At 34.8% G+C, this 14,589-nt stretch carries 13 protein-coding genes; 2 read left to right on the forward strand and 11 right to left on the reverse strand.

Going from position 1 to position 14,589, the window contains the following annotated elements; genetic code table 11:
- Position 1 precedes the first annotated feature (1 nt).
- The 11 genes from EHC72_RS06290 to EHC72_RS06340 all read right to left on the reverse strand — a co-directional run bounded on the left by EHC72_RS06290 (position 2) and on the right by EHC72_RS06340 (position 12,416).
- Positions 2–1,414, reverse strand: coding sequence for a glycogen synthase (locus EHC72_RS06290; protein WP_131536826.1), 1,413 nt, complete (start codon positions 1,412–1,414; stop codon positions 2–4).
- Positions 1,415–1,658: 244 nt separating this feature from the next.
- Positions 1,659–2,453 carry a uroporphyrinogen-III C-methyltransferase gene (gene cobA / locus EHC72_RS06295; RefSeq protein ID WP_131536827.1) on the reverse strand — a complete coding sequence of 265 codons (795 nt, stop codon included), beginning with the start codon at positions 2,451–2,453 and terminating at the stop codon, positions 1,659–1,661.
- A 161-nt stretch (positions 2,454–2,614) separates the two neighbouring features.
- Positions 2,615–3,286: a hypothetical protein gene (locus EHC72_RS06300; protein WP_131536828.1), complete on the reverse strand. Its 672-nt coding sequence runs from the start codon at positions 3,284–3,286 to the stop codon at positions 2,615–2,617.
- A gap of 12 nt (positions 3,287–3,298) precedes the next feature.
- Positions 3,299–3,775, reverse strand: coding sequence for a hypothetical protein (locus EHC72_RS06305; RefSeq protein WP_131536829.1), 477 nt, complete (start codon positions 3,773–3,775; stop codon positions 3,299–3,301).
- A 147-nt stretch (positions 3,776–3,922) separates the two neighbouring features.
- The gene (locus EHC72_RS06310) at positions 3,923–5,173 is read right to left on the reverse strand and encodes a sulfate adenylyltransferase subunit 1 (RefSeq protein WP_131536830.1); all 1,251 of its coding nucleotides are present in this window, start codon (positions 5,171–5,173) and stop codon (positions 3,923–3,925) included.
- 70 nt (positions 5,174–5,243) lie between these two features.
- Entirely contained in the window at positions 5,244–6,149 is a 906-nt protein-coding gene (cysD, locus tag EHC72_RS06315) for a sulfate adenylyltransferase subunit CysD (RefSeq protein WP_131536831.1), read from the reverse strand.
- 110 nt (positions 6,150–6,259) lie between these two features.
- Positions 6,260–6,988 carry a phosphoadenylyl-sulfate reductase gene (locus EHC72_RS06320; protein ID WP_131536832.1) on the reverse strand — a complete coding sequence of 243 codons (729 nt, stop codon included), beginning with the start codon at positions 6,986–6,988 and terminating at the stop codon, positions 6,260–6,262.
- 3 nt (positions 6,989–6,991) lie between these two features.
- Positions 6,992–8,503: a TSUP family transporter gene (locus tag EHC72_RS06325; RefSeq protein ID WP_131536833.1), complete on the reverse strand. Its 1,512-nt coding sequence runs from the start codon at positions 8,501–8,503 to the stop codon at positions 6,992–6,994.
- Positions 8,487–9,263: a uroporphyrinogen-III C-methyltransferase gene (gene cobA / locus EHC72_RS06330; RefSeq protein ID WP_131536834.1), complete on the reverse strand. Its 777-nt coding sequence runs from the start codon at positions 9,261–9,263 to the stop codon at positions 8,487–8,489. The genes EHC72_RS06325 and cobA (EHC72_RS06330) overlap by 17 nt, the downstream gene beginning before the upstream one ends.
- A 400-nt stretch (positions 9,264–9,663) precedes the next feature.
- Entirely contained in the window at positions 9,664–11,766 is a 2,103-nt protein-coding gene (locus EHC72_RS06335; protein ID WP_131536835.1) for a HEPN domain-containing protein, read from the reverse strand.
- A 212-nt stretch (positions 11,767–11,978) separates the two neighbouring features.
- Entirely contained in the window at positions 11,979–12,416 is a 438-nt protein-coding gene (locus EHC72_RS06340) for an RrF2 family transcriptional regulator (RefSeq protein ID WP_131536836.1), read from the reverse strand.
- Positions 12,417–12,648: 232 nt separating this feature from the next.
- On the opposite strand from EHC72_RS06340, the gene EHC72_RS06345 reads away from it, so the two are divergent.
- Together EHC72_RS06345 and EHC72_RS06350 are read left to right on the forward strand one after the other, a co-directional pair.
- Positions 12,649–13,878: a metallophosphoesterase gene (locus tag EHC72_RS06345; protein ID WP_131536837.1), complete on the forward strand. Its 1,230-nt coding sequence runs from the start codon at positions 12,649–12,651 to the stop codon at positions 13,876–13,878.
- A 47-nt stretch (positions 13,879–13,925) separates the two neighbouring features.
- Complete coding sequence (locus EHC72_RS06350) at positions 13,926–14,552, forward strand: M23 family metallopeptidase (protein ID WP_131536838.1); 627 nt, start codon at positions 13,926–13,928, stop codon at positions 14,550–14,552.
- The last annotated feature ends 37 nt before the right edge of the window (positions 14,553–14,589 follow it).

Genomic DNA, 14,589 nt, shown 5'->3' on the forward strand with positions numbered 1-14,589 from the left:
CTTATTTTAATATTTGGTACAATTCTATATATTGTTGTGCCGCATTATCCCACGAATGATCTATTTGCATCATTGTTTTGCGCACAGCCTTAAATTTCTTTTTATCGTTATACAGTTCAACAGCCCTGGTAATTGCATGGGTTACATCGCCTATGGTGGTTTGATCGTGGCAAATGCCGAAACCATCATCACCAATATCAATTACAGTATCTTTTAGGCCACCTACCCTTCTTACAATTGGTACTGTTCCATATCGCAATGCATAAAGTTGATTTAAACCGCAAGGTTCAACTCTTGATGGCATAATAAGAAAATCTGCTCCAGCATAAATTTGGTGCGATAACTGCTCATTATAACCGATATATGCATTATATCTTCCTCCGAAAATTTCTTTCAATTGGTTTAATCTGCCCTCTACCCAACTATCTCCTGAGCCTAACACCAAAACGTTAATGCTATCACCATGCTGCTGTAAAGCAGTATAAAAAATATCTGGTAATAAATCTGCCCCTTTTTCATCAACTAATCTACCAATAAATGTAAATAAGGGTTTGGAAGGATCTAATTCAAAAACATTGCAAAGCGCCGTTTTGTTTGCCAATTTACCAGCTTCTACTGTTTTAATTGTGTAATTTTTTTCGAGCATAGGATCTGTTTGCGTATCCCAAACTTCATTATCAATTCCATTTAAAATACCGATAGATTTTCCGCGCTCCTGCCTCAATAAACTTTCTAATCCACGGGCATTATAACTCATTTCATCCAAATAACTTGGCGATACTGTAGTTACCCTCCATGCGCATTTAATTGCTGCAGCCAAAGGATTAATATCTTTATTCCATTCAAGCAAACCCGATTTCCATAAATCGAAACCTGGAATATAGTATAGTTTATCCCAGCCAAACTGACCTTGGTACTGTGCATTGTGAATAGTTAAAACTGTAGGCACAGAATTAATCGGTTGATATTTTATAGAATTACCAACCATAAAAGGTATTAGTCCTGTATGATGATCATGGCAATGAATTACATCAGGCTGGTGCTCCCATTGCACAATCCAATCGAGTGTAGCAATTTGAAAAGCCATGAAACGCTCCGTATCATCAAAATAGCCATAAACATTTGGTCTATCTGTTAATCCTTGTATGTGTATAATGTATAAATCAAAACCTAGTTTATTGGTTTTTTCTTTAAGTATCCGGTATTGAAAATGATTGTTACCATAATTTCCCCATGCATCATAAGTTACCTCGAAATCGTTTTCGCGGATAAATTTGGTATCGTAAGCAGGTACCACCACTTTAGCAATGTGGCCAAGTTTATTTTGATATTTCGGTAAGGCCCCTACTACATCGGCTAAACCACCAACTTTTGCAACAGGGTAACATTCGGCGCTTATATGTATTATTTCCATTAAATATTTGGTGTAGATAACCCTGTTAAGTTACTAATTGTTTTGCTGTTTGCAAATAATGCAAAATTTATTTTCGGTTAAATAATAATGCTTTTCAAATGCGCCTGTAAATTAATTCTTTACGTATTATTTAGGCATATTTTAGCCAAAGCAGATTTATTTAAATTTCAATAAAAAAGCCACCTGGCTTGCACCGGCGGCTTTAAACAAAACAAATATAATTTAGGTTTAAGCTGAATATGTCTTAATATTCCTCAGCAATAATTTCGTAGAAATCACGAATTGGTTGAAACTGTGGATGGAGTGAAACTACATCACCAAAAACCAATAAAGCTGGTGCATTAATTTTTTTATCTTCTACAATCTCAGCAATTGTATCTACAATACCTATGGCGATTTTTTCATCAGGTGATGATCCATTTTGAATTACAGCAACGGGAAGTAAATTTTTATTTTCTGCTTGAAAAATTGCTGCAATTTCTTTTACTTTTTCTATTCCATTTAAAACAACGATTGTTGCTTTGGTTTTTGCTGCGATGTACAAATCTTCAGATATTTCTCCCTTAGAATTTGTACCTGTTACCGCCCAAAAACTTTCGCTCAAGTCTTTATAAATCATTGGAATTTTCTGTAAGCTTGGTGCCCCAGTTGCACTAGAAATGCCTGGAATAATCTCTGTAGGAATACTGTATGACTCTGCAGCATCTATTTCTTCGTATCCTTTAGCAAAGAAAAATGGATCGCCACTTTTTAACCGAACAACATGACCGTAGTTTAAAGCATAATCTACAATCAACTTGTTAACAGAATCTTGAGAAAAAGATTCATCATCCGTACGCTTTCCTACATAAACTTTAGGAATCCCTTCTGGTGCATGATTTAATAAAGCTTCGTTTACATTTGCATCATATAAAACAACATCCGCTGTTTTTAATGCCTTTACACCTTTTAAACTAAATAAATCCGGATCTCCAGGACCTGCACCTATTAATGTAATTCTTGGTTCAATGTTCGCTTTCTCTACTTTATTCAAAATCATAACAGAAAATTTTGCTTGTTTGCATTTACTAATTAAACAAATATACAAAGTCTATAGAAATTGTAGTAATTTATTTTAAAATAAATTATTTGATCATTTACATCGTTATAATTTAACAATGGTATAAAAGAATTTACTGCGTTTTAATGGCTTTGAGGGAATTAAAGTTTAGCTTCATCGAAATCCACATTCAACATCTTTTTCAACACAGTATTGCGATTAAATGTTCCTTCATTAACACTTACGCCATAAAAAATATAATACCTCCCATCGGGCCGAATAAAGATATCGCTAAATGAGGGATATTGTAACGCAAAAAACTGATCGAATATATTCAACTCATCCCTAAAATTATTATATAAGCCCCTATAAGAATTATCTGAAGATAAGGCAGAACTATAGATATAATAACATTTTAAATTACCCAGGTCTTGCAAGTATTTAGCCCAAGTTATTGAATGGTTAGCATCTTTTTTCATTGTTTTAAAAGCTGGATGTAGAAGATGCTCAATACCTGTGTAGTATTTTATGACTAATAATGAATTTGAATCTATATTTCCTGAAGAATATTTTTCAAGTGCGGATCGGATCTTTTTCACAAAATCTAGAGGTAGTTTTCCTTGTTTCGTAGTTGCCGACAACTGGTAAACAATTGCTGTGTCTGTTTTAACGTAACCCCAGCCTAATTTTTCTTTCACTATTTGGTCCTTGCATTCTTGCTCACTTATTGGGTGTCCATTTTGATCCGAATAACAAATCCTTTGACTGTGGGTTAAAAAAGGATAAAGAAAAAAACTTAAGGTAATAATGAGTGCGTTAATCTTGAAATTCATACTTTATATAATTCATTTACAGTCTTTTGGTTCAAAAGTAAACTTACCTCTTTCAAAATTAATAGGTTTACCCTTTACAAAATATGATCTTCCTAAGGTTGTTTCAATTTGCCCCACGCCCATAATTAACTTGCCATCTTTTTTCAAAAATGCTAATGGATTAGTGAAAACACTTACCGTGTCTTTACCGGTTTTAAAAGTATAGTTTACAAATAAAGTATCTCCTTTAAATTCGCCTGCAATTAATCCATCATTCATTGGTTTCTTCTCGTATTTCACAGTAAGTTTACCTTTAATCTTTCCCGAACTGAGGGTTTCTACTTTTAAATCGGCACTATCTTTTTCAAAATCTGCTTTGTAGCATTGCACATTAGAAACGCTATCTTTTGAAGAAGCATTTCCTGATGTATTGGCTTTTTTGCCTGCTTGATTACAACTAAAAGCTAGTGGCATAGCCAGAAACGAAAGATAAAAAACTGTTTTTTTCATAATTGAGAGATTATAATAAGTGGGTTATCAATTACAACTAATATACTTAAATAAAACAATTTAAAAAAAACAAGGATAAAGCCTATACAAAAAAGTGGAACAACCGTTCTGATTGTTCCACTTTTCTATTTATAAAAAAATGTACTATTAATCTACCGCAGCCCTAAACATTAAAGCTCCAACGGTAAGATTTGTACGACTATCAACCAAAATAGCTGAACCATTTGCCCGATTTTCATCATATAAATCAAAAGCTAATGCATCTGCTGTTTTAATGGTTACACGTCCAATATCATTTAGTTTAAACTCATCTGCGGCATGTTTTTCTAAAGTATTGATATCAACTTTATGCAGAATTTCGTTTACCTTACAACGCGTTGTTTTACTATTGTGCTGAATAAAATAAGTTAAATTAGTATCCAATGCCCGGCTATCCATCCAGCATAAATCAGCTTCAATAAGTTTGGATTCGTTGGGCAACGCCGAAGCATTAACAATGGTATCGCCCCGGCTAATATCTACATCATCTTTTAAATGAATCGTTACCGATTGTCCTGCTAAAGCTTCAGAAGGGCTTTGATCAAAAAACTCTATCTTTTCTATTGTAGAACTTGCCCCCGAAGGCAGAACGGTTACTTTATCATTTAATTTAAAAGTTCCGCTTAAAACCCGACCAGCATAACCGCGATAATCGTGCAATTCTTCTGTTTGAGGGCGAATAACCCATTGAACAGGCATGCGTGCAAATTGCGATTTATCTTGCGCATCCGTATCTACCTTTTCCAAAAAGTGTAATAAACTTTCTCCTTCATACCAATCCATATTTTCAGATGGTTGCACAATATTATCGCCCTTTAATGCGCTAACGGGAATATAGGTTACATCTTTTAAATTAAGTTGTTGCGCTAAAATTTTGTATTTCTCGGTAATGGAGCTAAAAACAGTTTCGCTGTAATTAACCATATCCATTTTATTAATACAAACCACAATGTGCTTAATTCCTAAAAGGGAAACCAGGTAAGAATGGCGAATGGTTTGCTCTACCACACCATTGCGGGCATCAATTAATATGATTGCTAAATTTGCCGTTGAAGCACCAGTAACCATATTTCGGGTGTACTGAATATGCCCAGGAGTATCTGCAATGATGAATTTACGTTTATCCGTTTGGAAATATTTATAAGCCACATCAATGGTTATGCCTTGCTCTCGCTCTGCTCTTAAACCATCGGTTAAAATGGCTAAATCTATTGTACCATCGTCGTTTTTACGGTTAGAGCTTTGTAAGGCTTCTAACTGATCTGCTAAAATGGAATCTGTATCGTATAATAAACGGCCAATAAGGGTACTTTTACCATCATCTACACTACCAGCGGTGAAAAATTTTAATATATTCATGTTAAAAATAATTGAATGAATGAGAGATTAGATTAGTAAATGAGATCAGATTAATATGCTGAGTTCAAGACTAAAAGTATCCTCCTTTTTTTCTGTCTTCCATAGCTGCTTCAGACACTTTATCGTCCATACGAGCACCTCTTTCTGAAATTTTTGAAGCACTTATTTCTTCAATAATATCATCGATTAAAGTAGCTTCAGATTCAACAGCAGCTGTACAAGACATATCGCCAACGGTTCGGAAGCGAACGGTTTTATTGATTACAACATCTTCATTATCCATATTTAAAAATGGAGATGCAGCCATAAGTTGTCCATTTCTAGTAATACAATCGCGATTATGAGCAAAGTAAATGCTTGGCAAATCGATCTTTTCTCTACGGATATAATTCCATACATCTAATTCTGTCCAATTGCTAATTGGGAAAACGCGAACATTTTCTCCTTTATGGATTTTACCGTTGTAAATATTCCAAAGTTCTGGGCGCTGGCGTTTGGGATCCCATTGTCCAAACTCATCTCTTACAGAAAAGATACGTTCTTTTGCACGGGCTTTTTCTTCATCTCTACGGGCGCCACCAATGCAGGCGTCAAATTCATATTTTGCAATGGTATCTAAAAGGGTAACGGTTTGCAAGGCATTTCTACTGGCATTTTTACCCTTTTGCTCTACAACTTTACCTTGATCTATCGATTCCTGTACAGAGCCAATAATTAGTTTTTCGCCAATCCGCTCAATCATTTTATCGCGGTAAGTAATGGTTTCCTCAAAATTATGTCCAGTATCTATATGTACCAATGGGAAGGGAAATTTACCTGGGCGAAAAGCTTTTTCTGCCAAACGCACTAAGGTGATAGAATCCTTACCACCAGAAAATAATAAGGCAGGTTTTTCAAATTGCCCCGCCACTTCACGTAAAATATGAATGGCCTCGGCCTCTAGTTCATCTAAATAATCAAAATTATATGTGCTCATTTATAAATTTTTGAATGATTGATTTTTTTGAATGTGTGAATTTTAGCCTCATAAAAATGCACATTCCATTCTTCAATCTGTTATATCATTTGTTGTTGCCTTTTTATTTTTTACAATTTGGTATTCTCAACCACATTTACTTCGGTAGCGTGCAAGCCACATTCCTTTTTCGATTGATCTTCCCACCACCATCTTCCAGCTCTAAAATCCTCACCTGGCTGTACCGCTCTTGTACATGGGGCGCAACCAATACTCGGAAAACCTTTATCGTGCAGTGTGTTATAAACAATATTATTTGCTTTTATATATTGCTTTACATCATCTAATGTCCAATCAAAAATTGGATGGAATTTAATCAATTGGTTGCCTTCATCCCACTCTAAATCGTGCATATCTTCTCGGTTTGCACTTTGATCTGCCCTTATTCCTGTAACCCAGATTTCATTTCCTTTTAAAGCCCTTTTTAATGGTTCTATTTTACGAATATAACAGCATTCTTTTCTGTTTTCTACAGATTCATAAAAGCTATTAGGGCCTTTGGTATTAACCATATCCTGCAACAATTCATTTTTAGGATAGTACGCATAAATTGGCTTATTATAAATTTCTAACGTACGGTTCCAAACATAATAGGTTTCAGGAAAAAGCCGTCCGGTTTCCAAAGTAAAAACTTTAATTGGAATGTTATTAGCAAAAATTAAATGTGTAATTACCTGATCTTCCCATCCAAAACTTGTTGAAAAGATAATTTTATCAGCATATTGATCTGCCAATAAACTTAATTTTTCAATAATATTTAGACCATTTAATTTTTCCTTTATCTCCTCTAAAATCTCCATCACTTAAAATAATTTTAAAATAAACATTACTACGCTTCGTAAGCTCACAAGCATTACAATAATTCCTACGGCAACCATAATTGTTTTTGCTGAGATTTTATTAGAAACTCTTGCTGCAATTGGCGATGCAATGGCGCTGCCGATAATTAAACCCAACACAGCCTCCCAGTGTTTGCCACCAAGCATAGTAAAAAAAGTTAACGAACTTAGCGTAGCAATAAAAAAGCGGCTAATTTTTACTGTTCCTAAAGAAAATAATGGGTGCCTGCCACCGGCAATTAAGCTTGATAAAACAATTGATCCCCAGCCACCACCAAAAGCGGCATCAATAAAACCTCCAACAAAGCCCAAAAGACCAATTTTTTTAATTTTTTGATCGGCTTTCTTCCTTTTAATATTGAAGGCTTTCATTAAAATTACACCGCCTAAAAACAAGGTGTAAACGGCAACAATTGGTTTTACATACGAGCTATAATGTTCTAACGATGATAAAATATAGGCTCCTAAAACTGCGCCAATAATTGCAGGAATAATTAGTATTTTAAAGAGTTTCCAATTTACGTTGCCCATTTTATAATGCATCCAACCGGCAATACCATTGCTCATTACTTCGGATATGTGAATTGCCATACTTGCTGAGGCGGGAGGTAAACCCATAGCCAAGGAGAAAGAAGCCGATGTTACGCCATATGACATGCCTATTGCGCCATCAATGAGCGCAAATACAAAACCAGCACCCAGAAACCAATAAAATAATGGATCGATATTAATAAAAAATGTTTGAAACTCTGGCTCCGTATTCCATAAGGTAACACCTGCAGTTGCTATTAATAAAATTGCTGCCAGCCAGATTAACCACTTAATATTGGCTTCAAAAAAGTTCTTTTTTGGATTTACCAAACGCTCGGTAACCTTATTAAGTTTTTTAACCTTTGCAGTAAAATCGCCATTAAGTGTATTTCGTAAAGCGCTCATATTTTGCAGCGTAGCATCCAACTCTGCGGGCAAGCCTTCGTTTAATATCTGTTTAAGTCGCTTTGCTATTGTTGGTGATTTACCATTGGTGGAAATGGCAATTTTTAAATCACCCTTCTGCACTATTGATCCCAAATAAAAATCACAAAGATCAGGCTTATCAGCAACATTAATCAGCAAGCCTTTTTCGTGCGTTACTGTTCTAATTTCTTCATTTAAAATTTGATTGTTAGTTGCTGCAAAAACAATGTCAATATTATCTAAATCGCTAACATCAAAACTTTTTTGCCTTATCTTAATTTCTGGATAATCTTTAATAAGTTCATAAACTTGGGGTAATACCAGCTCGGCAACGATTGTAATTTTTGCATGGTTGCTGTTGTTTACAATTGCCCGAAGTTTTTCTAACCCTATATTACCTGCACCAATTAATAATGTATGCAGCTTATTCAGTTTTACAAAAACCGGAAATAGCTGATTTCCTTTTTCTTCTTCAGAAAAAGTATGTTCATTATCTTGGTGGTTAGGCGATAGTTGCATATTGTTTTACCAGTTTTTTAAATGAAGGATGTAAGGAAACCACTTCGCCAAAAATGATTAAGGCTGGTGCTTTAATTCCCTGCTCTTTAACTCTATCTAAAATATTTTCCACTTTACCAATAACCAGTTTTTCATCATCAGCTGATCCATTTTGAATAACCGCTGTTGGTAAATTTTCTTTCCCAGCTGCTTTGAAAATCTCAACAATTTGCGGTAGTTTTTTTAAGCCCATTAAAACTACTACTGTTGCATTAGATTGTGCTGCCTGATAAATATCTGCAGAAACGTCTCCTGATGTTGTAGTGCCTGTAATTACCCAAAAACTTTCGCTCAAACCGCGGTGTGTTACCGGAATTTGCTGCAAACCAGGAACTCCAATTGAGCTGGAAATACCTGGAATAACGCTAACAGGAATGCTGTAAGAAGCTGCATAATCAAGCTCTTCATAACCCCTTCCAAAAACAAATGGATCGCCCCCTTTTAAGCGTACCACATGACCGTAGTTAAGCGCATAATCAATCATAAGTTTGTTAATGGTGTCTTGTGGATAAGAATGTTCGCCGGAGCGTTTACCTACATAAACCTTTATCGCACTTTCGGGTGCATGTTCTAACAAAGCCTCATTAGTTAGGGCATCATACAAAACTACATCCGCTGTTTGCAAAGCTTTAACACCTTTTAAAGTTAATAAATCTGGATCACCTGGACCAGCCCCTAAAAGTGTTATTTTTGATTCTTTATATATTTTTTGATCGCTCATGTCTTTTTAAATTTGAATGAATGATAGATTGAATGAATGAATGAATTTTGAATGAGTGAATGTTTACCTGCATCGTTTCCATTATATAATTTTGAATGAGTGAATTTTGAATGAATGAATGTTTACCTGCATCATTTCCATTATATAATTTTGAATGAATGAATGTTTACCTGCACCGTTTCCATTATATAATTTTGAATGAGTGAATTTTGAATGAATGAATGTTTACCTGCATCGTTTCCATTATATAATTTTGAATGAGTGAATTTTGAATGAGTGAATGTTTACCTGCATCGTTTCCATTATATAATTTTGAATGAGTGAGTGCTTACTTGTGTCATTTCCATTCAATCATTCTATCATCCTATCATTCAATCATTCAATCTATCATTCTATCACTTTATAATTCTATCAATTTGCTGCTTTCAGCTCTTTTAGCCTTAATTTGGTTTAAAAATTGATTTGCTTCTTCAAAATATTGTTGAGCAAATTCTGCCGATGGTTCGTTTTTATTAATCTGTAAAACCAAATCTGAAAAGGAACTTTTTAAAGAAAATGCTCCGTTTTCTACATAATGATTATCAAACTCTCTAATTACGCCAACTTGTGTGCTACTATTTACGCCCTTATCCAAAAGCAATGATTTTGCAGCACTCACAAATGTGCTATAAGTATGGTAAATGGCATCTGCATAAGCATGTTTATCCAAATTTTGCTTTGCCCAACTAAATTTTTCATCGGCTTCAAGTAATAAAGTGGCAACCAAATCAATTACAACTCCAGCACATTCGCCAACACCAATTGCGGTTTCAAATTGCTCTACATGCCCCCAATCAACAAATTCATCATTCTGTAGATTGGTTAAATCAGCCAAAGGTTTTAAAAGCTGATAAAAATGATCTTTTCCTTTCCTATCGTAATATCCATGGAAATTTTCGTCGTCCAGGTTATTTGCCTTAAAATCATTCAAAATATAATGTAATACGCTCGTTGCCCTTTTTGATGGCACTTTAATTACCCTTTCTGCTACCCTTCCAAAGCCATTTCCAACAGTTCCGCCTCCAAGCATTACCTGTACGGCAGGCACAACTTTACCTTCGGCTTTTACCGAGCTACCATGAAAACCAATTTCTGCTAAACCATGCTGACCGCAAGAATTCATACAGCCACTAATTTTAATTTTGATATTTTTTTCGTAAATAAATTCTGGAAAATCGGTATAAATCACATCTTCCAAAACCTCTGCTAAAGTCATAGAATTTGATATACCTAAATTACAAGTATCTGTGCCTGGGCAAGTTGTAATATCAGCCAAGCTATCAAAGCCTGCTGTTGTATAGCCAATTTTGTTTAGTGATACATATAATGAAGGTAAGGCTTCTTCCCTAACAAACTTTAAAAGTAAGCCCTGATTTTGGGTAATTCTGATTTCGTCTGCAACAAATGGTCTTACCGCTGCAACCAAAGCACGAGCTTTATCCGTTTTAATATCGCCAACTTGCACTTTAATGTAAACGCCATAAAAACCGCTCTGCTTTTGTTCAATTACATTTGTGGCGAGCCAGTGCTTATAGTGGTTTTCATTTTCTATTTTTACCTCGCTAAAACTTTGCTCTAATGGCAAAGGCGGCTGAGGAACGGTATTTAAATCTATTTTAAAGGTTTTTACCTTATTGGCAATTCGCTCTTCGGCTACCAAACGTAAAACTTCCTCCAAGCCTAGTTTCTGCACTAAATATTTTAAACGTGCTTTATTGCGATTGCTTCTTTCTCCATAACGGTCAAAAACCCTTAAAACCGATTCAGTAAAAGGAATTAGCTGATCTTCTGGTAAAAATTCGTGAACTGCATTTGCTAAAAATGGTTGAGCACCTAAGCCACCAGCAAATAAAACCTTAAAGCCACGCTCTCCTTTTTCATTTATTTTAGGAATAAAACCTAAATCGTGGATATAGCTATATGCAGTATCTTTATCGCTTGAAGAAAAGGAAATTTTAATTTTTCTGCCCATTTCCTGGCAGATTGGATTTCTTAAAAAGTAAGCAAAAACGGCTTGTGCATACGGCGAAACATCAAAAGGTTCATCCGGATCGATGCCTGCATTTGGTGATGAAGTTACATTACGTACGGTATTTCCGCATGCTTCGCGAAGTGTAATATCATCCTGCTCCAGTTTTGCCCATAATTCTGGTGTTTTATCCAGGCTCACATAATGAATTTGAATATCCTGACGGGTTGTTAAATGTAGATTACCGCTTCCGTATTCATCAGCAATATCTGCAATGCGCAACAGCTGCTTAAAGGTAATTTTACCAAAGGGTAATTTTATGCGCACCATTTGTACACCAGGTTGGCGTTGCCCATAAACGCCGCGGGCTAAACGTAGGCTTCTAAATTTTTCATCGTGTATGGTTCCGTCTCGAAAAGCCCTAATCTTCTTCTCCAAATCGATAATATCCTGCTCAATAACTGGGTTTTCGAGTTCTGTTCTGAAACTTTGCATGTTTTGTTGTTTTGCTTTTATTCAAAAAATGCCTCCTTATTACCAGGAAGCATCAAATATTTTTATATAAATTATAATTATAGATCGCCCCTTATGCTACTTTACAGTAACAACACATCAGTTGGTTATTCATAAAATTACGATTTATTATAAATTTCATCCCCCAAATATATAAAGTATATAGGAATAGTAGTAATTTATTGTAAAAAATTTTAAATCAGCGTTTTCAGCTTGTCTTCGCGGGCAATTACATCAGCAATGCTGGTTTCGGCTAAAACCTTTAAAGTAGCATCTCTTACATCAATAAAAGCGCTTCTAATTCCACAGGTTACCTCATCCGTACATTCATCACACTTGTGATAAAAGTTTAAACTTGCACAGGGCACCATAGCAATTGGTCCATCGGTGATGCGCATTACGTGTACCAAGAAAATTTCTTCTGGTTTTTTGTTTAAGCTATAACCACCTCCAGCACCTTTTTTACTGTATAAAAAGCCTGCGTTACGTAAATCGAGCAGAATTTGCTCCAGGAATTTTTTAGGAATATGCTCCTCCTCTGCAATTTTGGAAATTTGCATAGGCGGTTTTTCTACATTTTTGCCAAGAGCGACTAAAGCCTTTATGGCATATTTTGTTTTTTTGGATAGCATATTTGCACAAAGCTAATAAAAGAATGTAAAATTTAAAACCTGTTTGCTTATAAATTGGGCTTTAAAAGGCATGCTTTTCAAATTTAGCGCTTTACAGACAAATCTTTTACAATGGTTATCTGAATATTAGTCCTTTAATCAAACAATCGTAAAAAAATCAACCAGATAAAACTTCCAGCTAATTATCTGCGTTTAAAATCTACTTTTACCAAAAATACTTGTAACTCTACAAATGAAGAGAAGATTTAACCTTTTACCTGTAATCCTGTTTGCTTTAGCTTTCTTATTAATTAATGCCTACGTACTTTCTGGTCTGCACACTATATTTAATCCATCTTGGTTAACACCAGTTTTCTGGGTTGCAATAATAGGTTTATCCATATCTCTATTTTTTGCAATTACAAAAATGAGAAGCGCTGGAGTAAACAAGTTCTTTTTAATTGTTAGCCATATTTTTTTAATCCTTCTAGCTTCAGAGCTTGTTTTTAGCATATTTTTAATCATCGGTGATGCTTATCGATTAATCCTTTCGGCAAATTCCAATTTTACTGATTCAGGATTTCATTGGGTTCAAAGAAATGTTTACTGGACAGATTTTTCGCTCTTTATGTTTGCTATTACCATTGCGTTATTTGCTTATGGCATTACTTTGGGTAAATATGCTTATCGCGTAATTAAACATACTTTGTATTTTGATGATTTGCCTGAAAGTTTTGATGGATTTACAATCACGCAGATATCCGATGTACATGCAGGAAGTTTTACCAACCCAACGGCAGTACAAAAAGGAATTGATATGATTAATGCGCAAAAAAGCGATTTATTTGTTTTTACAGGTGATTTAGTTAATAATGCAGCGGCTGAAATTAAGCCTTACATTGGACACTTTTCGCAAATTAAGGCTCCATTTGGGCAGTTTTCTATTTTAGGCAATCATGATTATGGTGATTATATTAAATGGCCAACCGAAGCTGATAAAATCAACAATTTACAGCAGTTAAAAAATTACCATAAAGATTTAGGCTTTAAACTTTTGCTTGATGAACATGTAGAAATTGTTAAAAACGGAGAGAAAATTATTTTAGCAGGGGTAGAAAATTGGGGTATTGGTTTTGGCGAACGTGGTGATTTAAAAATGGCGTTACAAAATACTAATGCCAATGATTTTAAGGTTTTGCTTTCTCATGATCCTTCTCATTGGGATGTTCAGGTAAAACAATTTCCATCAAAAATTCAGCTTACATTAGCTGGGCACACACATGGCATGCAATTTGGCATTGAGGCTTTTGGAATTAAGTGGAGCCCCGTAAAATATAGATACAAGCACTGGGCAGGCATTAAATCAGAAAACAATCGTTATTTAAACATCAATCGTGGCTTCGGTTTTCTGGGCTTTTCTGGGCGTATTGGCATTTGGCCAGAAATTACCGTTTTAGAATTGAAAAGGAAAACAACTAATTAAATAGTTGCTTAAAATTAGTATCTTGTTCTCCGCTAATCAATTAATTTATGAGAACAGTATTAATTATTCTATTTACATTTTTATTTACAGAAACACCAACTATTGAGAAAGATAAGGATCGTTGGAAGCCCTACTACACCGATGCAAATCCTGCTGCAGTTGCCGATAATTGGTTTTTACCATTTGATGTAAATAACCGAAAAGATGTTAAGAATATCAAGATTATCAGCATTTTTGGCGATCATCGCGATAGCTTTTATAAAGGCCACATTCATACAGCAATTGATATTAATCCTGCAAAGCCGAAAGCAAAATTGGTTGCAGTATATCCTATGGCAAATGGTGTTGTTTGTTCTATCCACCTTGGCGAAAATCAGCGTACGGTGGTTGTAAAACATAAATTAAAAGATGGTAAATTTATGTTTACCACGTACAAACACCTTAAGGAAGTTTATGTAACTAATGGTCAACAGGTAACCCCAAACACTAAATTAGCCCGTTTATTTACACCAGAAGAAAGTAAGAAATATGGTGGTGATTACCATCATCTACATTTAGAAATACGCAAAAAATTTGATGATTACGGCTGTGCAAGTTGGTTAACCATGAATAAAATACAACTAAACGACAGGTACTTTAATCCTCAGGTTTTTATCAAAGAAAATGTTAAGTAATTTTTAAAGGAGTATAAATTAATCTTGAATGAGTGAT

This window comes from Pedobacter nototheniae, assembly GCF_004335085.1.
GTDB classification, from domain to species: domain Bacteria; phylum Bacteroidota; class Bacteroidia; order Sphingobacteriales; family Sphingobacteriaceae; genus Pedobacter; species Pedobacter nototheniae.